This is a genomic window from Capnocytophaga endodontalis, assembly GCF_002209445.1.
In the GTDB taxonomy this organism is placed as follows: domain Bacteria; phylum Bacteroidota; class Bacteroidia; order Flavobacteriales; family Flavobacteriaceae; genus Capnocytophaga; species Capnocytophaga periodontitidis.
The window spans coordinates 1447812-1471714 of record NZ_CP022022.1 but is presented as its reverse complement, the minus strand read 5'-3'; the positions used below and the strand labels follow the sequence as shown (position 1 = coordinate 1471714).

Annotated in this window: 27 protein-coding genes and 1 tRNA gene; 12 read left to right on the top strand and 16 right to left on the bottom strand. The window is 39.3% G+C overall.

The annotated features are described in order from the left end of the window. The first annotated feature begins 2 nt into the window (after positions 1–2). Together CBG49_RS06655 and CBG49_RS06650 are read left to right on the top strand one after the other, a co-directional pair. Positions 3–755: a succinate dehydrogenase/fumarate reductase iron-sulfur subunit gene (locus CBG49_RS06655; protein ID WP_002673219.1), complete on the top strand. Its 753-nt coding sequence runs from the start codon at positions 3–5 to the stop codon at positions 753–755. A gap of 91 nt (positions 756–846) precedes the next feature. Continuing rightward, positions 847–1197, top strand: a complete 351-nt coding sequence (locus CBG49_RS06650) for a hypothetical protein (RefSeq protein WP_088593878.1) — start codon at positions 847–849, stop codon at positions 1195–1197. 49 nt (positions 1198–1246) lie between these two features. On the opposite strand, the gene CBG49_RS06645 is transcribed toward CBG49_RS06650, so the two are convergent. Together CBG49_RS06645 and CBG49_RS06640 are read right to left on the bottom strand one after the other, a co-directional pair. After that, complete coding sequence (locus CBG49_RS06645; protein ID WP_126371851.1) at positions 1247–2029, bottom strand: hypothetical protein; 783 nt, start codon at positions 2027–2029, stop codon at positions 1247–1249. Positions 2030–2062: 33 nt separating this feature from the next. Continuing rightward, entirely contained in the window at positions 2063–2668 is a 606-nt protein-coding gene (locus CBG49_RS06640; protein ID WP_088595278.1) for a DUF4254 domain-containing protein, read from the bottom strand. A gap of 85 nt (positions 2669–2753) precedes the next feature. Between CBG49_RS06640 and CBG49_RS06635 the strand changes: the two genes are divergently transcribed. The 9 genes from CBG49_RS06635 to CBG49_RS06595 are packed head-to-tail and all read left to right on the top strand — an operon-like array spanning position 2754 to position 8975. Continuing rightward, positions 2754–3308: a glutathione peroxidase gene (locus CBG49_RS06635; protein ID WP_088593876.1), complete on the top strand. Its 555-nt coding sequence runs from the start codon at positions 2754–2756 to the stop codon at positions 3306–3308. A gap of 8 nt (positions 3309–3316) precedes the next feature. After that, entirely contained in the window at positions 3317–4492 is a 1176-nt protein-coding gene (locus tag CBG49_RS06630; protein WP_088593875.1) for a glycosyltransferase family 87 protein, read from the top strand. After that, positions 4458–5384 (top strand): glycosyltransferase family 2 protein, encoded by a 927-nt coding sequence (locus tag CBG49_RS06625; RefSeq protein WP_009418817.1) that lies wholly within the window; start codon positions 4458–4460, stop codon positions 5382–5384. The genes CBG49_RS06630 and CBG49_RS06625 overlap by 35 nt, the downstream gene beginning before the upstream one ends. Positions 5385–5400: 16 nt before the next feature. Further along, positions 5401–5805 (top strand): hydroxyisourate hydrolase, encoded by a 405-nt coding sequence (uraH, locus tag CBG49_RS06620; RefSeq protein ID WP_088593874.1) that lies wholly within the window; start codon positions 5401–5403, stop codon positions 5803–5805. Between the two features lie 11 nt (positions 5806–5816). Further along, positions 5817–6584: a polysaccharide deacetylase family protein gene (locus tag CBG49_RS06615; protein WP_088593873.1), complete on the top strand. Its 768-nt coding sequence runs from the start codon at positions 5817–5819 to the stop codon at positions 6582–6584. Continuing rightward, the gene (locus CBG49_RS06610; protein WP_088593872.1) at positions 6584–7504 is read left to right on the top strand and encodes a VirK/YbjX family protein; all 921 of its coding nucleotides are present in this window, start codon (positions 6584–6586) and stop codon (positions 7502–7504) included. Before CBG49_RS06615 ends, CBG49_RS06610 begins: the two co-directional genes overlap by 1 nt. A 4-nt stretch (positions 7505–7508) precedes the next feature. After that, on the top strand, positions 7509–8225 hold the full coding sequence (gene bshB1 / locus CBG49_RS06605) for a bacillithiol biosynthesis deacetylase BshB1 (RefSeq protein ID WP_088593871.1): 717 nt from the start codon (positions 7509–7511) through the stop codon (positions 8223–8225). A 7-nt stretch (positions 8226–8232) separates the two neighbouring features. Further along, positions 8233–8424, top strand: coding sequence for a hypothetical protein (locus CBG49_RS06600; protein ID WP_002673203.1), 192 nt, complete (start codon positions 8233–8235; stop codon positions 8422–8424). Beyond that, entirely contained in the window at positions 8424–8975 is a 552-nt protein-coding gene (locus CBG49_RS06595; protein ID WP_002673201.1) for an RNA polymerase sigma factor, read from the top strand. Before CBG49_RS06600 ends, CBG49_RS06595 begins: the two co-directional genes overlap by 1 nt. 32 nt (positions 8976–9007) lie before the next feature. Here CBG49_RS06595 and CBG49_RS06590 read toward each other — a convergent pair whose 3' ends face one another. The 3 genes from CBG49_RS06590 to CBG49_RS06580 all read right to left on the bottom strand — a co-directional run bounded on the left by CBG49_RS06590 (position 9008) and on the right by CBG49_RS06580 (position 12380). Beyond that, positions 9008–10366, bottom strand: coding sequence for a suppressor of fused domain protein (locus CBG49_RS06590; protein WP_088593870.1), 1359 nt, complete (start codon positions 10364–10366; stop codon positions 9008–9010). A 250-nt stretch (positions 10367–10616) separates the two neighbouring features. Continuing rightward, positions 10617–11888, bottom strand: a complete 1272-nt coding sequence (locus tag CBG49_RS06585; protein WP_088593869.1) for an adenylosuccinate synthase — start codon at positions 11886–11888, stop codon at positions 10617–10619. A 9-nt stretch (positions 11889–11897) separates the two neighbouring features. Then, positions 11898–12380 carry a Fur family transcriptional regulator gene (locus tag CBG49_RS06580; protein ID WP_009750966.1) on the bottom strand — a complete coding sequence of 161 codons (483 nt, stop codon included), beginning with the start codon at positions 12378–12380 and terminating at the stop codon, positions 11898–11900. A 104-nt stretch (positions 12381–12484) separates the two neighbouring features. Between CBG49_RS06580 and CBG49_RS06575 the strand changes: the two genes are divergently transcribed. Beyond that, a complete protein-coding gene (locus CBG49_RS06575; RefSeq protein ID WP_088593868.1) occupies positions 12485–14740 on the top strand; it encodes a helix-turn-helix domain-containing protein in 2256 nt (751 codons plus the stop codon). 60 nt (positions 14741–14800) lie between these two features. Here the strand turns inward: CBG49_RS06575 and CBG49_RS06570 are convergent, their stop codons facing one another. The 11 genes from CBG49_RS06570 to CBG49_RS06520 form a co-directional block, all read right to left on the bottom strand. Beyond that, positions 14801–15307, bottom strand: coding sequence for a porin family protein (locus CBG49_RS06570; protein WP_088593867.1), 507 nt, complete (start codon positions 15305–15307; stop codon positions 14801–14803). Between the two features lie 115 nt (positions 15308–15422). Further along, on the bottom strand, positions 15423–15902 hold the full coding sequence (locus tag CBG49_RS06565; RefSeq protein ID WP_088593866.1) for an ExbD/TolR family protein: 480 nt from the start codon (positions 15900–15902) through the stop codon (positions 15423–15425). Positions 15903–15916: 14 nt separating this feature from the next. Beyond that, positions 15917–16531: an ExbD/TolR family protein gene (locus CBG49_RS06560; protein ID WP_088593865.1), complete on the bottom strand. Its 615-nt coding sequence runs from the start codon at positions 16529–16531 to the stop codon at positions 15917–15919. 6 nt (positions 16532–16537) lie between these two features. Then, entirely contained in the window at positions 16538–16966 is a 429-nt protein-coding gene (locus tag CBG49_RS06555; RefSeq protein ID WP_009413416.1) for a hypothetical protein, read from the bottom strand. A 29-nt stretch (positions 16967–16995) separates the two neighbouring features. Then, positions 16996–17727, bottom strand: coding sequence for a MotA/TolQ/ExbB proton channel family protein (locus tag CBG49_RS06550; RefSeq protein ID WP_088593864.1), 732 nt, complete (start codon positions 17725–17727; stop codon positions 16996–16998). 64 nt (positions 17728–17791) lie between these two features. Further along, a tRNA-Ser gene (locus tag CBG49_RS06545) sits at positions 17792–17879 on the bottom strand. Positions 17880–17948: 69 nt separating this feature from the next. Beyond that, complete coding sequence (locus CBG49_RS06540; RefSeq protein ID WP_088593863.1) at positions 17949–18977, bottom strand: asparaginase; 1029 nt, start codon at positions 18975–18977, stop codon at positions 17949–17951. After that, positions 18964–20097 (bottom strand): 1-acyl-sn-glycerol-3-phosphate acyltransferase, encoded by a 1134-nt coding sequence (locus CBG49_RS06535; protein WP_009413413.1) that lies wholly within the window; start codon positions 20095–20097, stop codon positions 18964–18966. Before CBG49_RS06535 ends, CBG49_RS06540 begins: the two co-directional genes overlap by 14 nt. Before the next feature lie 71 nt (positions 20098–20168). Then, entirely contained in the window at positions 20169–20930 is a 762-nt protein-coding gene (locus CBG49_RS06530; RefSeq protein ID WP_088593862.1) for a TatD family hydrolase, read from the bottom strand. Between the two features lie 133 nt (positions 20931–21063). Next, positions 21064–22278 (bottom strand): DUF6051 family protein, encoded by a 1215-nt coding sequence (locus CBG49_RS06525; RefSeq protein WP_088593861.1) that lies wholly within the window; start codon positions 22276–22278, stop codon positions 21064–21066. A 25-nt stretch (positions 22279–22303) separates the two neighbouring features. Beyond that, positions 22304–23899, bottom strand: coding sequence for a RagB/SusD family nutrient uptake outer membrane protein (locus CBG49_RS06520; protein ID WP_088593860.1), 1596 nt, complete (start codon positions 23897–23899; stop codon positions 22304–22306). Positions 23900–23903: the final 4 nt, after the last annotated feature.

Genomic DNA, 23903 nt, shown 5'->3' with positions numbered 1-23903 from the left:
ATATGGCAACGATGAACCTAACACTCAAAGTGTGGCGACAAAAAAACTCGCAAGAGAAAGGTCGTATGGTAGATTATAAAGTAACCAACATTTCAGACCATATGTCTTTTTTGGAAATGTTGGATGTACTCAACGAACAACTCATTGAAAAAGGGGAAGAACCTGTAGCATTCGACCACGATTGCCGTGAAGGTATTTGCGGTATGTGCTCGCTCTTTATCAATGGGGAAGCTCACGGACCCGACCGTGGGGTAACTACTTGTCAGTTGCATATGCGTATGTTCAAAGATGGTGACACCATTACTATTGAACCTTGGCGCGCTACTGCTTTCCCTGTTATCAAAGACTTGATGGTAGATAGAACTGCTTTTGAACGCATTCAACAAGCAGGGGGATATATCTCTGTGAACACTTCTGGTAATACGCAAGATGCCAACGCTATTCCTATCCCTAAACGCGATGCCGACCGTTCTATGGACGCTGCGGCTTGTATAGGTTGTGGAGCTTGTGTAGCTACTTGTAAAAACTCTTCAGCTATGCTGTTTGTGGCTGCCAAAGTATCGCAATTTGCCCTCCTTCCTCAAGGTCGTGTAGAGGCTACCGAGCGCGTACTCAATATGGTAAACCAAATGGAACACGAAGGTTTTGGTAACTGTACCAACACTGGTGCCTGCGAAGTAGAATGCCCTAAAGGTATTTCACTTGAAAATATCGCACGCCTCAACCGTGAGTACTTAAAAGCAAGCATTAGATAATTTGCCGATTTGGCAATGTAGTAATAAAAAAACTGCCTCAAATTGTTTGGGGCAGTTTTTTGTTGTATATTTGTATTCTAAAATAGAAGTTATGCAACAAGAAGCTATTGTAAAACAAATTAGTAATGTAATTTTTGAAAAGGAACTTGAAAGATACATACAATTATTGGAAGAAGGCAGGGAGCGAGCTCCATATAAAGAACCTAACTGGAAGAAAGGGCAAGCCTTATATAACAAACTTGATGAGGAAGGAAGAGAGGCTTTCAAATCTTTTTTAAGTATGGTGATGAGTGAGACTGTCAGTGATATTTTGGGATATTTGGATGGAATTGCAACTTTTGAAGGACAAACAGAGCCTTTTGAGTTGTTCTGTAAAGGGAAAAAGGTAAGTGGGGACCTTCAGGAGTATTTTTTGATGTATTTGGAAGAAAAGGGGATATAAAATAAAAAAAACTGCCCCAGAATAGTTGGGCAGTTTTTTTATAAGTTTCTTACCAGAAAAACCTCGAAATGAATAGTAACAAGGAGAGTAACAATATCACCAACCAAAATTGGTTTTCTCTCCAGAATACTTTAAACCCTTTTTCTTTAAATTCTCCATCAAAAATAATATCTTTATAAGGATAATCATTGAATTTTTCAGCTTCAAATAGGGCGGCTATCACAGGTTTAGCAGAGGGGTAAGGATTATCCCCCGTAAAAGAGTTGATTGCTTCCCATACAATGGTTTCAGTAGTTTCACTTTCGTCATCTATAAAAGGCGATTGCAAAAAGTAAAACAAACTATCGCGTTGCTCCAAAGGCGTGAGATAAATAGCCATACAACAAATCATTACTTTTTGTGCTTCGGAAACAAAATTATCTGCTTTAATATACTTCCAACATTCGCGCAATACTTCAGGTTCATCAGAAGGCATATCTACATCATAATCACAATTCCAATCAATATAAGCTAAAGTAGTTGCATCAGTATTGCGAAAATAAACTTCTAAAAAAGATTGTATACTTTTAAATGATGGTATAAAAGCAGTAGCCTCCAAGTCGGTTATCACCACTTTCCCCTTTAAGAATCCTGTAGTATAAATCAATAGATAGCTATCTTCAGTATCTGTGAGGAGTGGCAATAGCTCAAACCCCATCTTAACTTGTGAAATTCTTTCTTGAGCCAGACGAAATTGTTCCTTGTTGAGCAATGTAATCCCATCTCTGGGAGCAAACAACCTTAGAAAGCTATCATCAATATCGTTTTCCCTGCAAATTTCCTTCCAATTCATAATGATAATATGTTAGTTTCACCTTCTTATCTCTTATCTCTTACTTCTCAGTACTGGGTTTAACTCCTCATCGTTGTACATTTTCATTTGTTTATAGACCTTCATATATTTGCGACCTGCGGCAATATCGTCTAAAAGCTGGTCGAGAGCGGTAGAGAGGTCTTTTTTCTGTTCGAGGAGAACATTCAGTTTTTCTTGGCATTTAGCACGATGCTCAGGAGTGGCATCGGGGCGGTTTACTTCTTCCTCCATATGGTAAATTTTCAGTGCTAAAATAGAAAGCCTATCCACTGCCCACGCAGGACTTTCAGTATTGATAGTAGCCTCAGGAAGTGGTTTTACCTCCTTATATAAATCTAAAAAATAGCTATCTATATACTCTACCATATCGGTGCGATCTTGGTTAGAAGCATCGATTTTGCGTTTGAGGTCGAGGGCAGCCACTGGGTCGATGTGCGGGTCGCGAATGATATCCTCGTAATGCCATTGCACGGTGTCAATCCAGTTCTTGCGATAAAGCAAGTGATTGAGCAAGTCGGTTGATGGATAAGGGTTTGTAAAAGACTGATATACATCGTCGGCAATGTGGTATTGCGCAATACTTTCTTCAAATATTTTAAAAGCTTTTTCTGAAAACATAGTCATTAATTTTTGGGCAAATATAAAGTTTTTATTTAATAAATCAAACCTTTTGCGTAACTTTGCCACAAATTTTAATTTTTCTATGAAATACTTCACTTTTATCATCACTTTATTTACCCTCACTATGGAAAATCTACAAGCACAAAACAACGCTGATAATCAAACTATTTATCAGTTTACTGTAGAAGATATCAATGGCAAACCCTTTGCTCTTGCCGACCTCAAAGGCAAGAAAGTAATGATTGTTAATACTGCCTCAAAATGCGGTCTCACCCCCCAATACAAAGAACTCGAAGCACTTTATCAGCAGTATAAGGACAAAGATTTTATCATTATAGGATTCCCCGCTAATAATTTCTTAGGACAAGAGCCTGGTAGTAACGAACAAATTGCTTCATTTTGCAGTATCAACTATGGAGTAACATTCCCGATGATGAGCAAAATATCGGTAAAAGGAAAGAATATGCACCCTCTATATCAGTTTCTTACCCAGAAAGCGAAAAACGGTGTAGAAGATTCTAAAGTAAAATGGAATTTTCAAAAATACCTCATCGGACGAGACGGTAAATTAGAAAAGGTAATCGACCCTAAAACCTTACCTTCTAGCGATGAAGTAATACAATGGATTGAAAAATAACAATAACAATGCTGAAAAAACTATTTGCAAATTACCGCTTTATCACAATACTATGGTTTGCCCTTGCGCTGGCAACTGTGGTACAGAACGTTTGGATAGCTGGCAAGTTCAACAACTACCTAATTTTTGACGGGGTATTTTGGCATACTCTCAAGCAATTGCCCCTCTATCTTCCCTACCCCGATGAGTATTTCGATACAAATCATTACGGTATCTTTTTCAGTGCAGTTATCGCTCCTTTTGCCTTATTACCCAAGTGGATAGGTTGTACTTTGTGGATAATGGCAAATGCAGCTTTCTTATATTGGGCAATTAGGCAATTGCCTCTCTCTAAAAAGGCTATTATAGCGGTACTGCTCATTGCTGCTCACGATATGTATACCGCGGCAGCTATGCAGCAGTTCAATATCAGCGTGATAGCACTATTAGTAGGTGCTTTTGTGTTTATAGAACGCAAGCAGAGTCATTGGGCAACCTTGCTCATTGTAATAGGCACGCTCACGAAACTCTATGGCATTGTAGGCTTAGCATTTTTCTTCTTTGCTAAGGACAAATGGCGATTTATTTGGTCGGGGTTATTTTGGCTCATCATTTTATTTTGTTTGCCAATGTTCTACTCTTCACCCGATTATGTAGTTTCTCAATATTTTGATTGGTATGCTTCTTTAGCTGAAAAGAATGTATCCAACCTAAATACCACCACTTACAACTTACAAAACCTATCACTTTTAGGCTTTTTGCAACGCACAGGTATTTATAACAACAACAGTATAGTCATTCTCCTCGGGTTAGGGCTATTTGCATTACCTTATTTGCGCATTCAGCAGTATAAAAATCTCAATTTCAGATTGCTTTTATTAGCTTCAGTAAGTATTTTCCTCTGTTTGTTTAGTACAGGTACTGAAAATAGCACTTATATAGTAGCTTATGTGGGGGTTGGGATATGGTTTATGGTAAGTGAACTCCATCCTAAACTCAAAATAACCTTATTGGTATTGGCTATGTTAGGCTCACTCTCCCCTACTGATTTATTCAAACCTCTGAAAGAACCTTACATTATCCGATATTCGTTAAGAGCTGTACCCGTAACCTTGGTTTGGCTTGCAATAGTGTATGAAATGTTATTTATTCAGGTAAGAGATAAAAAAGATGAAAACAATAGAAATAATAGTACCGTGTTATAACGAAAGTGAAAATATACGTCCGTTATATGAGGCTATACAGCGTGTTTTTGCTGAAAAACTCCCTGATTATAGCTATACTTTGCTTTTTGTAAACGACGGCAGCAGCGATAATTCTCTTGAGGTGCTCAAATCTTTAGTTGAAAGTGATATGCGCGTGAAATATCTATCGTTTTCGCGTAACTTTGGTCACCAATTAGCAGTAAAAGCAGGATTAGACCACTCGTTTGCTGATGCTGTTATCTCTATGGATTGCGATTTGCAACACCCTCCTGCCCTTTTGCCCGAGCTCATTGCCAAATGGGAAGAAGGCTATCAAGTAGTGGCAACTTTGCGCACCTATCCGGCGGATACCCCTAAAAAGAAACAAAAAAGCTCTCAACAGTTTTACAAACTTCTCAATCTGCTTTCGGATATAGAAATCAAAGAAGGTTCAGCTGATTTTAGACTTTTAGACCAATCGGTGGTAAGGGTCATTCGCTCTATGAAAGAGAACGAACCTTTCTTGCGAGGCATCGTGCCTTGGGTAGGATTCCGCCAAACTTACATCCCTTACACTGCAGCTTCTCGTTTTGCAGGTGAAAGTAAATACACAGTTAAGAAGATGCTACAATTAGCGATTACAGGTGTTACGGCTTTCAGTATCAAACCCTTATATTTCGCTGTATTTTTAGGCTTTGCATTCTCTGCCCTATCACTATTATACATTCCTTATGTGATATACGCCTTTGCAAGTGGCACTGAAATATCGGGCTGGGCTTCACTGATTATGACGATTGTTTTCTTTGGTGGGTTACAACTCATCATTTTAGGTATCATAGGTATTTACATAGGAAAAATCTTTAAACAAACTAAAGACCGACCTTGTTATATTATTCAAGAACAAAAATTGTAAATAAAAACACATAAAAATGAGAAATCCGATTCTAATATTGCTAATACTTTTTAGCGCATTCATCCAAGCACAAGAGAAATATCAATTATCAAGTCATATTTTAGATATTTCACAAGGTAAACCTGCTCCAAATGTAAAGATAGCTCTATCTAAGCAAGATAAAAATCAAAACTGGGTATTGATAGATGAGAAATACACAGACAACAATGGGAGAATTAAAGATTTTTTGAAAGAAGAATCTAATAAAAATAATAATGGGGTTTATAAACTCACTTTTTATATCACTCCTTATTTTGAAAGATTGAAACAAAAAACATTTTATCCTTTTATAGAAGTAGTTTTTGAGATAAAAGATAATCAGCATTATCATATTCCGATTACATTATCTCCGTATGGTTATTCTACTTACAGAGGAAACTAATAACTATAAAAATGATTTACCTAAGTTTCGACATAGAAGAGTTTGATATGCCCAAAGAATACGGCTACGATATTGCTTTCGAGCGACAAATAGCCATTTCACGCGAGGGACTTACCGCTATATTAGACCTACTCAAAAAACACAACGCCAAGGCTACTTTCTTTTCAACAGTAGTCTTTGCCCAGCAAGTCCCCGACCTTATAGAGCGACTTCTCAGCGAAGGACACGAATTAGCCTCTCACACTTATTACCATTCCGAGTTTGAGAATGCACACCTCAAACGCTCTAAAGAGGCTTTAGAAAAACAATTTGGGGTAACTATTGAGGGATTGCGTATGCCGAGAATGCTCGAAGTAAGTGCTGAGGAAGTAAAAAAAGCCGGCTATCAATACAATTCATCAGTAAATCCTACTTTTTTACCAGGGAGATACAACAAATTACACGTACCAAAGCGTTTTTTCAACGAAAATGGCTTATGGCAAATCCCTGCAGCGGTAAGTTGGTTTAGGATTCCTCTATTTTGGTTATCATTTCACAATTTCCCTTTGTGGATTTATAAATTTTTGCTAAATAGATGTGTAGCCTCTACAGGCTATGCTACTTTGTACTTCCACCCTTGGGAATTTACAAATTTACACCAAAAAGAATTTAATTTTCCTGCTTATGTAATGCGTAACAGTGGTGAGCAGATGATAGCGCGTTTTGACCAATTGTTGCAATATATTGATAAAAAAGGCTGGAAAACGAGCCTCTATAAACAATTAATAATCAAGAATTAATGACGACAAGAGAACTACTACACGATGCTTTGGCTTTAACAGAACATAGTTTTGCCAACGAAAATCCTAAATACATCAAAAAACAAAAGAACAAGATACTCTTCCACACCTTGTTAAACATCCCATTTGCTAAAAAATGGTTCAGTTTGATACAATCAGAAGAGTATAAATGGGTGCTTTCACACCGTCCTCGTATTTATTTTAAGCCTTTTAGGGTGTATATGTCTACCAAATGGGGCAAGAAAGAACGAACTAAAGCCTTGCTGAGTTGTTATGCTTTTATCAAGCAACAGCCTTTTTTGACGCGTGTTATCCAAGAAGAAAAGCCTATCAAATTGGCTGAGTTCACAATGAAATACAACGGCGAAAAGGGACAAATATACCTCGGATACAATGAACGTTTCCGCAAAGAGGGAGAATTAGTGGTCTCGTTGCATTGTGATAGTTATCAAGAGGCCATCTGTGAAGCCTCGTTTGTGATTGATAAAGAAAATGAAGAATGGGTATGCCGTATAGGTTGCGTACAGGGCAATAAAGCTACTGAAAATGAAAATGCTATCAAAGAACTACAAAAACAAATGTATGCTCTTCGTCCTAAAGCCCTGATGATATTTATCATTCAGGAACTTAGCAGGCAATTAGGTTGCTCTGCTTTGTATGGGGTAGGCAGTAAGATACAGGCACATAACAAAAAACACTTTATTCATATAGAATGGTTGCACAAACTCAGTTTTAGTTATGACACATTGTGGAAAGAAGCCGATGGCACTCCCGATAAAGATGGGTGGTTCAAGCTTCCTATTGAAATGCACCGCAAACCAATGGAAGAAATCAAATCGAACAAGAGGTCGCTCTACCGCTATAGGTATGAGATGTTAGACAAAATTGCAACAGAAATAAAAGAGACAATTAATAAATAACAAGATGAAATTAGATATATTAGCTTTTGGGGCACATCCCGATGATGTAGAATTAGGGGCAGCAGGCACCATTGCCAAAGAGATTAGCTTAGGCAGAAGTGTAGGCATTATCGACCTAACACAAGGGGAATTGGGCACACGTGGCAGTGCTGAAATACGCCACCAAGAGGCAACCAAAGCCAAAGAGCTATTAGGGATAACCATACGCGAGAATTTGAAGTTCCGTGATGGTTTTTTCATAAATAACGAAGCTCACCAAATGGAGATTATTAAAAAAATACGTCAATATCAGCCCGAGATAGTGCTTTGCAATGCTGTAGACGACCGTCATATCGACCACGGCAAAGGTAGCAAACTCGTGAGCGATGCTTGTTTTCTCAGCGGTTTGCGACGCATCGAAACTACTCTCGACGGTGTAGCACAAGCGGCTTGGCGTCCTAAAGTAGTGTATCACTACATTCAGTGGAAGAACATAGTTCCTGATTTTGTGGTAGATATCACAGGTTTTATGGAAGCCAAAGTGAATGCTGTGTTGGCGTACAGCTCTCAGTTTTATGACAGCAATAGCAATGAGCCCACTACTCCAATTTCTGACAAGAACTTTTTAGATAGCGTTACTTACAGAGCACGCGATTTGGGTAGGCTAATTGGTACAGATTTTGCGGAAGGTTTTACGTGTGAGAGAGTTCCCGCCGTGGAATCTCTTTTTAATCTTAAATAACTAAAAAATGAAATTAATATTATTAACTATTGGTATATTACTGCTATGTGTGGCAGGTATGGCAATTAAGATTTGGGGTAAAAAAGGCGGTAAATTTGCTGGTACTTGTGCGAGCCAAAATCCACATTTAAACCCTGAAGGAGAACCTTGCAGTTTCTGCGGTCGCTTACCCGACGAACAAGAGTGCAGAAATAAATAATGGCAGAAGCACTTGCTGAAAATATAGTCGCTGCAAAAGCAGGTAAACAACGAGCTTTTAGTTGGTTGTTAGACGAGTTTTGGACTGATGTGTACAACTTTCAGCTCAAGCGTGTGAATGATGAAGTTGAAGCAGAGGATATTAGCATACAAACATTTGCTAAAGCATTCGACAAACTCCATACTTACGACGAGCGATACTCTTTCCGCACTTGGTTAATTGCTATTTCTAAAAATATTCACATAGATAACCTGAGAAAGCAAAATGAGTCGCTATTGCACTTAGATCGAGAGGAAAAGCAATCTAAAACGCTGATAGATGAGACCCCCATCATAGAGGATAGCCTCATTATGGAACAGCAGTTCGACTACTTGTTAAAGAGCATAAAACAACTAAAAGAGCCTTACCGAACGGCTATACAACTGCGCTATTTGCACGAAAAAAGCTATAAAGAGATTGCCGAAGAGATGCAATCACCGATGAGCAGTGTGAAGATTACCCTGCTAAGAGCTAAGAAAATGCTGGCAGAGATATTAAAGAAAAACAGATGAAGCCTCAAAAGATTTCATCTGTTTTTTTATGTTTATAACGCTACATTTTTGCGGTGAACATCTATTACTTCAGAGATTCCGTTTTCGTCGAAAAGGTTGAGTAGCTCGTCAACCCCTTCTTCTAATTTTAAATCCATTTCTTCTGGATAAATAGGCAAAATACAATAGAAATTGATAATCGTACCATCTTTAGTGTGTAACTTTAAGAAGTCCTGTGGTGCTGATAAGTAAGGGGGCATCAGCAGGATACAACCGAAATCGGTATTGGCAATAGGTTCAGCATCGGGGCCGTTGGGGATAGTGTGCCCTTCAGCCATCCACGTTTTGTACTGATGCGGGAAACGCGCTATCATCTTGAGGAAGTACACAGGCCAATAGTTATCATCGTCTTTAAAAGCTTCATCGCTGATAGGCCAATCGGCAGGAAGGTAGACCATTAGCTCAGCGTGACTGTAGTCGTTCGGGTTTTCCAAGCCTTCGGGCAAGTACATAGGATAATCGCTCATACCGGTAGTGAAAAGTACATTGTAAGGCGTTTCGGGGGTAGGTTTGATCCAATGTACATCTATATGCACATATTCTGAGAGGATTTCGTGGAATACGCTGTCTATTTTGCCGATATATTTTTCAAAATGGTCGCAAATTTCGTCCATATACACACAAGTGCGGTCAGGCAATACAAAATTGCTTCTGTCTTTTTCGGAATAGTTATAAACGTTAGAGCCTCCTTCTGAGACATAATCGGGAGTAGGGGCGAAAATATTAGGCAAATCATCTTCTTCGTTATAATCAATAGCATCAATGAGCGAGTGCATTTCGTTATCGTAATACACGATTCCTTTTTCAATATCGTCAGTAAGAAATTCGAGCCAATCTTCCATAGAGTCATAGTGTAAATCCATAAATGAATCTTCGATAGAATCGAGTACTAAGTCTATTTCGCCTATTTGTCCAACAACACCTTCTTTATCGGGGTCGAGGTCGATAAACATAAAGCGTGCTCCATTGGAGAGGAATGGAATCCATTTAGGGTTATAAAATTGGTTTTTTAACACTTCATCCCAACACATATCAATGGCTTCTTCTTTATCGAAGTGAAGAGATTGCCAATTAGGAACGCTTTGCAATTGTTCTAACCAATGTTGCTGCGTGCGTTTGACTTCTTCTAAGGGTATAAAGCGCAAACCATCAAGGAAGAAGACATCGTTTTCACCTTCTTTTTGTCCGTTGAAAGTTTGGTATAATTGTTTTACCTCTGCAGGGAGGGTAATACCCATTTCAGCTTCAAATTCAGTTATTTGTGACTCGGACACCCCTTTGTTAAGACTTGCGATAAGAGGAGTAGCTTGATCGAGGATAACGTCTAAGAATCGTTTGACTGTTTTTTCCATAGTTGTTTTTATACAATTATTTTTTCGCTACAAATGTACAACTTTTCATTTAGAAAGCAAAGAACTTTCATATTTTTTTGTTTTTATTTTTAATATTAAAAATATTTCACCTTTGCCTAATAATTATCTTAAATAATAAAATTTCATCTCTTATTTCAAGAAAATCGTTTGAAGGTTTTGACTTCATCAAATAAGTGTAACTTAAAAACACAAAAAAGGCTATTCATTTGCGAACGAATAGCCTTTTTTATTATCTCATAATGGTTTGTGTTCTATCAGGTCCTACAGATACTACTTTGATAGGCACTTCTAATTCTTTTTCTAAGAAACTGATGTACTCTAATAGTTCTTTAGGCAGTTGCCCGTAGGAGTTAAGCTGGGTGAGATCTTGATGCCAACCTTTGAGTTCGGTATAGATAGGGGTTACGTTCTGTTCTTCGATATTGTAAGGCAGGTGCTTGATTTCTTTTCCTTTATAGAGATACGAGGTACACACTTTTAGAGTTTCAAAACCGCTGAGCACATCGGCTTTCATCATTGTGAGTTCGGTTACTCCGTTCACTTGTACAGCGTATTTGAGGGCTACCAAATCGAGCCAACCACAACGGCGGCGACGCCCTGTTGTAGCACCAAACTCTCGACCTACTTGGGTCATTGTTTCGCCTATTTCATCGAAGAGTTCAGTAGGGAAAGGCCCGCTACCCACACGGGTTGTATAGGCTTTGAAAATACCTATCACCTGACCGATGCTACGAGGTGCAACACCTAAGCCTGTACAAGCACCAGCAGCGGTGGTATTAGAGGAAGTTACAAACGGATAAGTACCAAAATCGATATCGAGCATAGAGCCTTGAGCTCCTTCAGCAAGTATTTTTTTACCTGCTTTGAGGGCTTGGTAGAGGTATTCCTCACTATCAATAAATTGAAACTCTTTGAGTACTTTCACAGCCTCGAAAAACTCAGCTTCTAATTCTTTGAGGTTATACTGTATATCTACCTTGTAGTTTTCGAGCATTTCTTCGTGTTTATCGGTGAGATTGCGATAGCGTTCGTTGAAATCGGAGAGTTCTATATCGCCTACACGCAAGCCATTACGACCTGTTTTATCCATATAAGTAGGGCCTATTCCTTTGAGGGTAGAGCCTATTTTTGCTTTGCCTTTAGCAGCTTCGGAAGCGGCATCTAAGAGGCGGTGGGTAGGTAAAATAAGGTGTGCTTTTCGCGAAATTAGTAAGTTTTTTTTCAGATTGACTTCATAAGGCGCGAGTGCTTCTATTTCTTTTTTGAAGATGATAGGGTCTATCACCACCCCATTACCGATGATATTTACGGCACCTTGGTGGAAAATACCCGACGGAATGGTATGCAACACGTGCTTGATACCATTGAACTCGAGAGTATGCCCCGCGTTAGGTCCTCCTTGAAAGCGTGCAATGATATCGTAGTTTTGAGTGAGGACATCCACGATTTTACCTTTTCCTTCGTCTCCCCACTGAAGACCTAATAATAAATCTACTGCCATTTTGTTTGATTATTTAGTTGTACTCTCTTTGGATTCAGGTTGTTGGGTATCAGTTTTGCGCGTACCGTAGAAATAAAGAGAGTGATTGGTAATATTGATATTAAATACTTCTTCTATTGTTTTTTGTATAGTTTGGATGCGCGGGTCGCAGAACTCCATAATTTCACCTGTATCGGTAAGGATGATATGGTCGTGCTGACGATCAAAATACGATTTCTCGTAGTAAGCTTGGTTTTGCCCGAATTGGTGTTTGCGCACCAAACCACATTCGAGAAGTAGTTCGATAGTGTTGTAGAGGGTTGCACGACTTACGCGGTATTTCTTTTTCATATTGGCATAGAGCGTTTCTATATCAAAATGGTCGTTATACTCGTAAATTTCCTTTACAATAGCGTATCGTTCAGGGGTTTTACGATGCCCATTATCCTCTAAGTATTTGGTAAGTACCTTTTTAACAATTTCTAAGTTTTCTTCTGATGTGGGTGTATTCATAGTTCAACTTGTAATCTTTTGTGGCAAAGGTAGTTTATTTTTTTTATATTGCAAAATATTTTATACTTTTGTACTCATAAAACTATATCAGCCCAAACAAGAGTATGGAAGAGCGCATTCTTACACTTATCAACGAAACCAATAGAAATATATTTTTAACAGGGAAAGCAGGGACGGGAAAGACGACTTTGCTACACAAAATCATAGAAACCAGCTATAAAAATACGGTGGTTGTTGCCCCCACGGGGATAGCGGCGCTCAATGCGCGCGGGGTTACCATTCACTCGCAATTTCAGTTACCCTTTGCTTCATTTTTACCTACCTCCTCTAATCCTCCTATCACCAATGAATTCTTTAGATTTGAAAACCGCGAATCACTAAAACGACACTTTCAAATGCATCGCAACAAGCAGCAAGTTATCAAAAATATGGAACTGCTAATTGTTGACGAGGTGAGTATGCTACGCGCCGACGTATTAGATGCGATGGATTTTATGATGCAATTCATTCGCAAAGATAGGCGACCTTTTGGAGGTGTACAGGTGCTCTTCATAGGTGATTTGCTACAATTGCCTCCTGTAGTGAAACAAGAGGAATGGGAGGTGCTAAAGCATTACTACACAGGAATGTACTTCTTTCAATCACAAGTTATCAGCCAGCATCCACTGTTGTATATAGAGCTTGAAAAGATATATCGGCAAACCGATGGAGTGTTCATTTCTATACTCAATCACCTAAGAGACAACAAGCTCACCCAAGAAGATTTGCGACAATTGGCTTCACACGTGCGACCAGAGTTCGCTAAACAACACAAAAACGAATACATCACCCTCACCACTCACAACCACAAAGCCGATATGATAAACCAAGAGGAGTTAGAAAAACTTACCTCTCCCCTATTCAGTTACGAAGCTGATGTAGTAGGCGATTTTCCTGAATATCTTTACCCTATTGAGAAAGTTATTCAGTTAAAAGAAGGCGCCAGAGTGATGTTTATCAAGAACGACCCCTCGGGAGAACACTTGTTTTTCAACGGAAAAATGGGAACCGTGGTAGCTCTTGGTGAGAAGGAAGTGAGCGTTGCTTTAGACGACGGCATCACTATTGATGTAGAGCGTTACGAATGGGAAAACGTGCGCTACAAAGTGAACGACACTACCAAAGATATTGAAGAAGAACGCTTAGGCACTTTCACTCAATACCCTTTGCGATTGGCGTGGGCGATTACTATACACAAAAGTCAAGGGCTCACTTTTGAAAAAGCAGTGTTAGACCTGGCGAGTGTATTTGCTTCAGGGCAAGCATACGTAGCGTTCTCACGCTTACGTTCGTTGGATGGTTTAGTACTCTTGTCGTCGGTAACACAAAACGGCATTGACAACGATGAAAAAGTAATAGACTACGCCGACAACAAAGCTACTGAAGAGGAAATGCTACAAGCCTGCCGTGAAGGGAGAATAGACTTTTTGAGAGAATGTATACTCAAAACTTTTGATTGGCAATCTCTTTTAGAAGAATGGTACACCCATAGCCATAATTATATAGGTGATTTAGGCAACAAAAACGCCTATAAAAGCTGGGCAATGCAACAATACGCACGAGTGAAAGCGATGGTTGCTGTATCAGAGAAATTTAGCAAGCAACTATTAGGATATTTCCAAAGTCCTACCCCCACACCAACCATTTTTGAGAGAATATTGAAAGCCGTCGCCTATTTTAGTCCGCTATTAGAAACAATATGGTACGAGTTGTTATATGTAGAGACCAAAGTAACAAGTTTAAAGAAAGTAAAAGAGTTCAGCAAAGAGCTGAAGGAGTTAGACGACAGTCTCACAGAAGTTATTAAGAAACTGTTTCGTTTAGAGCAGATGGTAGTATTACTACAAAGCCAAACGCCTTTCAGCAAAGAGAATATACAGCCCAAGAGATTAGAAGCAATGCGCTTTAAACTGATAGAACGCGTACTCACAGCCCTAAAGAACGAACAGCTATTTGCAAATCCGCCTAAAGTAGGCATTCCTGAAGAGAAGACTAAAAAAGATAAGAAAGAAAAGATTTCCACTTATGATATTACATTGCAATTATGGCAACAGAACAAAACGGTAGCCGAGATAGCCAAAGAGCGTATGTTCACAGAAGGGACTATTTATGGGCATTTAGCCAAGCTGATAGAAAGAGGTATTTTATCAACGGAAATTATAGAAGCAATTTTCACCACTGAAGAGATTAATGAATTGGAAGCACTTTTTGAAAGTGAAGAAGATCTAAGCACCATAAAAGGTATTTATGAGAAAGCGAATGAAAAATATGATTATGGGCGATTGCGGTTGTTTAAAGAGTATTTTTTAAGTAAGAGATAGAGAGTTTTATAATCAACTTTGCCAAAGTCTAAAGACTTTGGCAAAGTGTATAAGTGTTTTTTAGAATCTATAGGTAACCCCTGCTTTGAAACCAGCAGCAGCAAAGGAATTGTGTTCTACAAAAAGTTCAGCATTTACACCAAAGTTTTTGTTAAAGAAGTAACGACCACCACTTTGCAAGCGCAGTGCAAAGCCAGAATCGTAGTAAGGAGTCCAATCTCTATAATCGGAGTCGTTAGACCAACTGTAATAGCCTAATGATAGCCCCCCATATAAATCTACATTGGAAGGGATTCCTTTGATGTGTTCGCCAAAGTGATAATTACCATTAGCTAAGAAGCCTACACTGGTATATCTTACATTACTATAAGTTCTGCCGCGGTAAAAAAGTTCACCTCCAACAGATATTTTATCGGCAACACCCAAATCGGCGGCGGCATATACCATAACACCAGGCCCTGAGATACCTAACCCTCCGTTGATTTGAACATCACCAGGTTTAAAAGATTGTGCAGAAGCTACTCCTGCTGTGAGGAGCAAGCCAAAAAATAAGATAATTTTTTTCATAAATATTTACTATTAAAATGTTTCAATAGTGCAAAGGTAATATTAATTTTGAGAATAACAAAAAAAGACACATAGATTTATGTGTCTTTTTTATGATAGAAAGTTTAAAATGTTTCTATTTTTGATTCAAAGGAGAACCTTGACGAGCGATATAGTTGAGTTTCAAAGCATTTATTTCTTGTAATTGCTCACGGATATCACTCACGAGCCCCATATTAGTATCAGCATCTACTTTCAAGGCGGTAATATAAACATCTTTAAGGGCGTCGCGCAAGCCTTCACGATAGTTAAGGATATAGTGGCTTACTTCTGAAACGTCAATAAATTTATCATTTACCTGAATTTTGGCATTAACCCCGAACTTAGCTTGATATTTAGGAAGGGGTTTACCAGCGTAGATATAGACTACAGGGTCTTTTTTATCTAATTTTTGAATTTGATCGGCTACGGGCAACTTATTTTGCACCATCAAGTCACTATCTTTTGATTCTGTTACAGTCATAAAGAAAAACAAAAGCATAAAGATAATGTCAGGCAAAGAAGCCGTAGAAACAGGAGGTACTTCACCACTTTTCTTTTTAGTAAATTTTGACATATTCTCTTTAATTTTTAGTGCTTTTTAGGCGCGGTTTCTATAAGCTTTCTTGGGAAGCGTTTTTGTAGTTCCAAGATAATAGGTTCAAGGTGGTCTTTACGTGCTTGAGGAGTACGAGCCGCGTTGAACTCTTCTTCAATTTGAACATAAGGAACCTCGTTAGGGAATTTCTTTTGGCGTTCACGTTCGCGGAGTTCGTTATAAGCTGCGATCAATTCATTTTGTACAGCTATATAGGTTTTGTACGAAGTTTCGCGGTCGTTACGCAAAGAGATAACAGCTTTATCTGGGTTATCAGAAGACAATGGATCTTTTTTACCTTTACAGTAATTACAAGAGAGATCACCATTGTTATCCAAGAAATCAATAGCTGTTTGTTTAACGTCTTTAAGTTCCTTCAACTGGTTGTTTATTAACAACTGATTGTTTTTATTCACTACCACAACCAATACGTTTTTCTCTTTTACTGGTGGAGGTGGAGGCGTATTTTCTTGTGGTTTAGGAGGTAGTTTTACAGTGATCCCTGTATTGCTTTCGATAGTAGTTGTTACCAAGAAGAATATCAACAAAAGGAAAGCGATATCGGCCATAGATCCTGCGTTTACCTCAGGTATTGAACGTTTTGCCATAATTTTTTATCTCATTAGTGCTTTTTTCACATTGGAAGCGATAAGTGCTACAACGGCAGCGGCCACCAATATATACAAAGCGATTAGACCTGTGCTTGTCCATTTTCTTACAGATTCGCTGGCTTTTTTCACTTCTTCACTAGCGTTAGCTTCAACAGCTCCTGAAGAGAAGATGTAGGCTACGAGGAGAATGACAACAAAACCACCTGTATAGATAAGCGTTTTTTTGAGTGCTTTTGGTGAAGACAAGATATTTTGTGCTGCTGAAATCACTACTGCGACGAAAGCAATAGCTAATAATATATAGGTAAGCACAAATAAAGCTTGCATAGCACCATTATTAGGGTCTTCGGCATTAGTAGAAGATAATACTCCCCATAGGATTACCCCAATGACACCTAAAGCAAGAGCTACATATTTTGCTATTTTATACATACTAAAATTTGTTTAATGGGTGAGTAAAATTATTTAATTTTTCTTGCTACTAAGAGGTCGATAAGAGAGATAGAAGCATCTTCCATATCGTTTACGATAGCGTCGATTTTAGCGATAATGTAGTTGTAGAATACTTGGAGGATCATCGCAACGATCAAACCGAACACGGTAGTAAGCAAGGCAACCTTGATATCACCAGCGATCAAAGAAGCATCCAAACCACCAGCAGAACTAATTTTATCGAAGGCTTCAATCATACCGATTACAGTACCCATAAACCCTAACATCGGAGCGATAGCGATAAAGAGGGAAATCCAAGAAACGTTTTTCTCTAATTGTCCCATTTGGACACCGCCGTAAGATACCACTGATTTTTCGACCATATCAATACCTTCACCAGCGCGGTCTAAACCTTGATAGAAGATAGAGGCAACAGGGCCTTTTGTATCGCGGCACACTTCTTTAGCAGCTTCAATACCTTTGCTATCGAGGGCTTGTTCGATGTCGGCGATTAATTTTTTAGAATTGGTAGTTGCCATATTGAGGTAAATAATTCTCTCAATAGCTACTGCCAAACCAATGATCAAGCAGAGCAAGATAGGCGCCATATAGGCAGGCCCCCCTTCGATGAAACGCTCTTTAAATACTTGGTGGAGCCCTTTACTTTGTTGTGCTGCATCAGCGGCTTCCTGAGCACTAACCATAGCTACGTTTAAAATTAACATTGCTACTAGAAGTAGCTTAGATGACATTTTTTTCATTTGTTTAATCTTTTAATTTGTTAGTTGATAATTTAATGTTTAATAATATTTTTTAGAAAGAAAGCAGAGAGGAAGGGATTCGAACCCTCGATACGCTTGTGGCGTATATACACTTTCCAGGCGTACTCCTTCGACCACTCGGACACCTCTCTTTATGCTGTTTCTGAATGCCAAAGTAACAAAATATTTTTTTATCTCGCAAGTTTTTTCTTAATTTTTTGCTAAATTTCTCCAGCTATATTTTCTTCAAACTTGATTTTGAACATTTTAGGAGAAATATTTTTTCTAAGTAAAAGCATTAATTTTGTGATTGCTGACTCGGTTGTGAGGTCTTTTCCGTCTATGATTCCCATCTTTTTGAGGGCTTCACTTGCCTCATATTTGCCCATCATCACGCTACCTCCGGAACATTGGGTTACATTCACTATGTATATTCCTTTATCAATTGCTTTTTGCAAACTTTCTACGAACCAGCTATCGGTAGGGGCGTTGCCTGATCCATAGGTTTCGAGTACTACCCCTTTGAGATTAGGAATATTAAAAAAGCCATTGAGCACGGCGGGGGTAATTCCTGGGAACATTTTAAGAATAGCTACATCAGTTTCAAAATCTTTCCAGACTTCTAAGGTAGTGCCTTGCTTGCGCGGGAGGAGGTTTTCCTTCATCACCTTTAGATGTACGCCACTTTCTACCAATAATGGGTAGTTGAGAGAGGCAAAGGCTTGAAAGCGTTCGGCATTTATTTTAGTTGTGCGATTGCCGCGATAGAGTTTGTACTCAAAATAGAGTCCTACTTCTTGTATTACAGATTTTCCATTTTCTTTGAGGGCTGCCAACTGTATGGAGGTAATAAGATTCTCTTTGGCATCGGTGCGCAGGTCACCTATGGGGAGCTGAGAGCCGGTAAAAATCACAGGTTTGGTAAGCCCTTGTAGCATAAAGCTCAAAGCTGAAGCTGAATAACTCATTGTATCGCTACCGTGGAGCACTACAAAACCATCGTAGTTGTTGTATTCCTTTTCAATGACCTCAGCGATTTCAATCCAATGTTGAGGGTTCATATCGGAGGAGTCGATTACTTTTTGAAAGGAATGTACCGAAATATTACAATCTAAATGAGACAATTCGGGGATGCGTTTATAGAGATTATCGAACTCGAAAGCGCGCAAAGCCCCCGTTTGGTAGTCCTTTATCATTCCGATAGTTCCTCCGGTATAGATGAGGAGTACTTTTGAGTTATTGGTTTCCATCGAATTTATTCTTTACAGGATTGGCGTACATTTCTAAAAATTTTTCTTGAGAAAGGTCTTCAGATTTGCTTCGGTTGTTCATTCGTCGTTCAAACTGTCTAAATTCTTTTTCGTTGTAGCAATCTTTATATATAGAGGTGTTGTTGAGCAAATCATAAGCAATGTAATTGGCGGGGAACAATTTGTACTGTTGATGGATAGCGCGGTCTAAGCACTCAGCTAAGGCTTGTAGTTGTTTGTTCAGGTGTTGATGAGCAGCTTCTATAGTATCGATTTGTTCATAAAAAGGTTGCCCTACTGAGATATGTACACGTCCTTTTTGTCCTATCAGCCCTTGAATGATGTTCTCAAAATCTTCTTTTTTAGATTTCACGTACTCTACGCCGTTGTGTTGAGCGATGAGTGCGGGCAACTTCAGTACATCGGTGGGGTCGAACTCATAGGAGATAGACATAGGCACGATGTTGAGGGTTTTGAGGTATTGCAGAGGGGTTACGCTTTGGGGGGTATTGAGGGTAAGCATTTTCAAGACGCCTTGCTGGGTGCGGTCATCACCGTTTTTGGTACGCCCTTCGCGTTGGGCAATCCACACATTGCGATGTTCTTCACTGATGCAGTGATGTATATACTCGGATACCAATTTAGAGTGTTCTAAAGCCTCACGAGGGGGGAGACTTCTATATATAACAATGTTTCTGTTGAGCATTGCCAATATTTTGAGGTATTTTTTTTTGAGTAGATTGTCGCCCATAGCCGAAGCGGTCATTGAGAGATGATTGTCGTGCAAAGCAACATTTAACAAGGAAGTATCTAAGATAATATCGCGGTGGTTAGAAACGAATACATAACCTTTTTTAGGATCTAAAGCACTAAAGCCATCGCAAGTAAACTCGGTGATACTTTTTTCAATTGCTTTAGTCACCACTTGGTACATTATATCCACCTGAAAATCGGATACTTTTTGGCAAGCGAGGAGTCTTTCCACTCGCTGTGCAGGAGTATCTTCAGGAAATGCATAAGCCATCATTGCTTGAATCAAAGGGGTATCTTTGATTTGTAACAAGGCTTTAGGCACTTCGTTATCATTGAAGGGGCGTATAGATTTGAAATAATCGGTCATTTCAGTGGTTTTGTATGCTTATTCTTTGTATACGAAAGGCAAAGTAACGAAATATATTTGATAACACCTAATTAAATGTTAAATATTTTTGTAGCATTGATATCGGTAAGGCGGATTATCTCACTTTCTGGAAGTTGATATATATCCGATAATTTTTCTACAACTTTCACAATATAAGCACTTTCGTTACGCTTTCCACGATAAGGCACGGGCGCCAAATAAGGGCTGTCGGTTTCCAAAACTATATGACACAAATCAATATTTTTTAAGAATTGGTCGATTTTTCCATTTTTAAAAGTTACTACTCCCCCTATTCCTAAATGCAATCCGTAACTGATAGCGCGATGGGCTTGCTCTTCTGTGCCCGTAAAGCAGTGGAAAATACCAAAGAGGTCGTCACTTTTTTCAGTTTCTAAAACCTCAAACACTTCGTCGAAAGCCTCTCGACAGTGAATAACAATAGGCAACTGATGTTTTTTAGCCAACTGCATTTGCCAAGCGAAAGCCTCTTGTTGTTCTTTGAGAAAGGTTTTATCCCAATAGAGGTCGATACCTATTTCGCCTATCGCACAAAAAGGGTGCGCAGACATTAGGGCTTCTACGTGAGCGAGTTCTTCTTTATAGTTCTCTTTCACACTACAAGGGTGCAAACCATTCATCAGGGAAACATAGTTGGGGTATTCATTTTTTAGTTGGAACATCCGCTGGGTATAACTCGCATCGATAGCAGGAATAAAGCAATGGGTTACGCCTGCTGTTTTTGCGCGAGCTATCATCTCGGTACGGTCGAGATCAAATTCTTCTGAGTATAGATGGGTGTGAGTATCTATCATTTTATTAGTCGTTAGGGTGAGAGGTGCGAGCCGCACGGGCGAAAATGAGAGCTATGGGAGGTGCGAGAGCTGTGAGAATCTGTAATATTTTAGTCCCTACCTCTTTTTAACTCTTACCTCCTAACTCTTAGTCTTAGCTATTATAAAACGCTGCTGCTGATGTTACGAAACGATTAAAGGCTTCGGTTACTTGCGGGGCATTTTTGGTGGTGAGGGCAAAGGGGTTCATATGAGTATAAGGATAATCGTAATCGTCTATCTGTACCTCTATATTGATATTGCGATAACCGCCCTTTAGGGTATTGAGAGCTTCGATAGGAGGTGTTACTTCATCTTTTTCTAATACTAAGGCTTTGATTTGATTTTCAAGTTGTGAAAAACGTTGTTCACGTTCTTTCTGGTAATAGTTATATCGCAACATCGTTTTGAACCAGCCTTCATCAAAATGAAGCTCACTATCTTGATAATGCCTTAGGCGATCGTCATTCTTGAAGTTGGTACTCAGTAACTCGGCAAATGTTTTTTGCATCGTTATGGCAGCACGACCGTCCATTATGTATTTAGAAATAGGGAACATACGGTCGATGGTCATTCCCCCGCAGAAGCAGAAGAGTTTGGCATTAGCAAAATATCCCTTAGGGTTTGCCATCATCAGTATTACTGAGAGGAAAGAGCCTATGGAATAGCCAAAGAGATCTACTGTAGCAGTTGGGGCAATGGTAGGGAAAACTCCCGCTTTTAGATCGGTGATGAACTGCACTATATCGTTATAGGTTTGCAAACCCGACCAAAATAGTCGCTGAGGAAAAGCATCTAAACGTGTAGAGGTCGCTGCATTCACATAGGAAGTTTCGGAATTATCAGGAAACTCATTCATTCGCTTCTGTGCGATGGAATACATCTCTTGGCGAGAGCTCCAACGCTCAGGGGCACGACTCATATGAAATGCTATGGGGAAGAGCACCACAGCTTTGCCTGTTTGTGTTGCTAAACCATAAGCCCACGGGAGATATTTATCCCATTTTTTTTCGTTGAGCCCGTGAAAAACAATGATTACCCCGTTGGACTTTTCTGTATGAAGGGGTTGGACGATGTGATATTGAAAGTGGATGTTACAATCCACATCATAGTCAGCCCAATGCAAATCGTCTTGAGCATCATTGAGTTGAGAGGGGAACGCTACCTTGTGCTCTTGGCAAAACAAATGCGGACTCCCTGGCAAATAGTGCTTAGCACCTTCTGAAAAGAAGTTGTTATGCAAAATACGAATACCCAATTCAGGCACTTCAGTATCGCGCTGGGTATCGAAAATCTTTTTTAGTTTGTTGTACAATTCGTAATATTCCATAAGATTAGGAGTTAGGAGATAGAGGTTACCAGCCTAGGTTTTGTTGCCAACGCCCTTTCTCGTGATTAATTAATTTCTGTGGGATAGGCCATACCATTTTATAATGACCAGCAGGTAGATTTAATTGAGTAAGTTCGTTAGCAGGAGTATCTAAAACGAGATTGAAAGAGAGGGTTTGTGGAGTACCTCTCTGTACGCCTAATCCCCAACGATTCAAGTCGAACAAGCGGAAACCTTCAAAGCAAAGTTCGCGGTTGCGTTCGTTTTGAATGTCGGTAAAAAGGGCGGTACCACTGCTTGTAATATCGTTGGCGGAGGTGAGTCCGCGAGCGTGGCGGAGGGTATTTAGATAAGTTTTTGCTTTAGTTTCATTAGCAGCTTTATAGGCAGCCTCGGCAGCAATAAGGTAAGTTTCGGCTATGCGAAAGAGTGTAGGTTTGTGTCCATAATACAGAAAGAAATCATTTTCAATACTCAACTGTTCATTGCGAGGGTATTTGTTCACTACATAAGCTAAATTTTCGTCGGGGCAGTCGTAAGTAAAGAAGTCGGGCATATCGACTGACAAATCTATTTGTTTTATATACACTGATTTTCGCCAGTCGTTATTATTGAACAAATTAACGAAAGTGCCTGTGGGCACGACATTAGGGTCGGCCAAGTAAGGTCGATTTCCACCACATACGGGGAAAGGCGGTACTGCGGGGAAAGGGAAGGTCATATTTTTATCTTCAAAGAGATACAAATCGTTGTGATTAGCAGGTCTTTCGATATTGCTTCCGATGACTCCTGAGGTCAATTGAGTAATCGTTTCGTTGGTAGCATCATTTTTCCAAACAGCCTCTAAGTCGGTTTGAGTGTTCACCAAAGGATATTTACCAGAGTTAATAAGTTCTTCGGCTACCTGCAAGGCTTGAGCCCAATCGGTTTTATAGAGCAATACACGCGCTTTAAGGGCTTTAGCGGCATCTATTGTAAAAGTGGTCGCCCCTACCCTACCCGTTTGGTTAGAGAGCAAATATATAGCTTTTTCTATATCGCTTAGAATAAATTGATAGGTATCGGCGAGGCTACTGCGCAAGGGAGCTTCACGGGAGTCCATTTTTTCGATAACCAAAGGCAGTCCTAAATCATTAGCAGCATTGGTGGCATTATAAGGTTTGCAAAAATGCGTTACGAGATAGCTGTAACAATAAGCGCGACTCAAAAAAAGTTCACCACGCAAAGGTTTTATTTCCTCTTGATTTTCTTTATTTTCTGTACCTTCTATAGCAGCATTGATATTGGCTATGATGTTGTACTGAGTATCCCATATATTGAGAATATTGCCATTAGAGCTATTCAGTTCACCATAACGTTGAAAATCTCTTATCACATCCCTTCTGTTATTGATTGTTAGGTTCAGATAATCGGCTTGAAGGTCGGTGAGGTACATAGTTTCACCTTGATGATTGTTACGAATAGCGCTGTATATGTTATTCAACCAAAAGCGCACTTCTTTAGGGGTGTTGAACGTATTTGTCGCTTTGGTTTCATCATAAGGTTCTTGGTCGAGACTAAAACAGCCGTTTAGCAACAGTGCTACAATTAATAATAAGTATATAGAATTGATTTTTTTCATTGTT

Coding starts and splice junctions, on each gene's coding strand:
- CBG49_RS06645 (WP_126371851.1), bottom strand. CDS start 2,029: ATGAATTGGAAGGAAATTTGCAGGGAAAACGATATTGATGATAGCTTT.
- CBG49_RS06635 (WP_088593876.1), top strand. CDS start 2,754: ATGAAATACTTCACTTTTATCATCACTTTATTTACCCTCACTATGGAA.
- CBG49_RS06650 (WP_088593878.1), top strand. CDS start 847: ATGCAACAAGAAGCTATTGTAAAACAAATTAGTAATGTAATTTTTGAA.
- uraH (WP_088593874.1), top strand. CDS start 5,401: ATGAGAAATCCGATTCTAATATTGCTAATACTTTTTAGCGCATTCATC.
- CBG49_RS06520 (WP_088593860.1), bottom strand. CDS start 23,899: ATGAAAAAAATCAATTCTATATACTTATTATTAATTGTAGCACTGTTG.
- CBG49_RS06595 (WP_002673201.1), top strand. CDS start 8,424: ATGGCAGAAGCACTTGCTGAAAATATAGTCGCTGCAAAAGCAGGTAAA.
- CBG49_RS06525 (WP_088593861.1), bottom strand. CDS start 22,278: ATGGAATATTACGAATTGTACAACAAACTAAAAAAGATTTTCGATACC.
- CBG49_RS06570 (WP_088593867.1), bottom strand. CDS start 15,307: ATGAAAAAAATTATCTTATTTTTTGGCTTGCTCCTCACAGCAGGAGTA.
- CBG49_RS06560 (WP_088593865.1), bottom strand. CDS start 16,531: ATGGCAAAACGTTCAATACCTGAGGTAAACGCAGGATCTATGGCCGAT.
- CBG49_RS06535 (WP_009413413.1), bottom strand. CDS start 20,097: ATGACCGATTATTTCAAATCTATACGCCCCTTCAATGATAACGAAGTG.
- CBG49_RS06575 (WP_088593868.1), top strand. CDS start 12,485: ATGGAAGAGCGCATTCTTACACTTATCAACGAAACCAATAGAAATATA.
- CBG49_RS06585 (WP_088593869.1), bottom strand. CDS start 11,888: ATGGCAGTAGATTTATTATTAGGTCTTCAGTGGGGAGACGAAGGAAAA.
- CBG49_RS06580 (WP_009750966.1), bottom strand. CDS start 12,380: ATGAATACACCCACATCAGAAGAAAACTTAGAAATTGTTAAAAAGGTA.
- CBG49_RS06540 (WP_088593863.1), bottom strand. CDS start 18,977: ATGGAAACCAATAACTCAAAAGTACTCCTCATCTATACCGGAGGAACT.
- CBG49_RS06615 (WP_088593873.1), top strand. CDS start 5,817: ATGATTTACCTAAGTTTCGACATAGAAGAGTTTGATATGCCCAAAGAA.
- bshB1 (WP_088593871.1), top strand. CDS start 7,509: ATGAAATTAGATATATTAGCTTTTGGGGCACATCCCGATGATGTAGAA.
- CBG49_RS06550 (WP_088593864.1), bottom strand. CDS start 17,727: ATGAAAAAAATGTCATCTAAGCTACTTCTAGTAGCAATGTTAATTTTA.
- CBG49_RS06555 (WP_009413416.1), bottom strand. CDS start 16,966: ATGTATAAAATAGCAAAATATGTAGCTCTTGCTTTAGGTGTCATTGGG.
- CBG49_RS06530 (WP_088593862.1), bottom strand. CDS start 20,930: ATGATAGATACTCACACCCATCTATACTCAGAAGAATTTGATCTCGAC.
- CBG49_RS06630 (WP_088593875.1), top strand. CDS start 3,317: ATGCTGAAAAAACTATTTGCAAATTACCGCTTTATCACAATACTATGG.
- CBG49_RS06625 (WP_009418817.1), top strand. CDS start 4,458: ATGAAAACAATAGAAATAATAGTACCGTGTTATAACGAAAGTGAAAAT.
- CBG49_RS06640 (WP_088595278.1), bottom strand. CDS start 2,668: ATGTTTTCAGAAAAAGCTTTTAAAATATTTGAAGAAAGTATTGCGCAA.
- CBG49_RS06590 (WP_088593870.1), bottom strand. CDS start 10,366: ATGGAAAAAACAGTCAAACGATTCTTAGACGTTATCCTCGATCAAGCT.
- CBG49_RS06610 (WP_088593872.1), top strand. CDS start 6,584: ATGACGACAAGAGAACTACTACACGATGCTTTGGCTTTAACAGAACAT.
- CBG49_RS06655 (WP_002673219.1), top strand. CDS start 3: ATGGCAACGATGAACCTAACACTCAAAGTGTGGCGACAAAAAAACTCG.
- CBG49_RS06600 (WP_002673203.1), top strand. CDS start 8,233: ATGAAATTAATATTATTAACTATTGGTATATTACTGCTATGTGTGGCA.
- CBG49_RS06565 (WP_088593866.1), bottom strand. CDS start 15,902: ATGTCAAAATTTACTAAAAAGAAAAGTGGTGAAGTACCTCCTGTTTCT.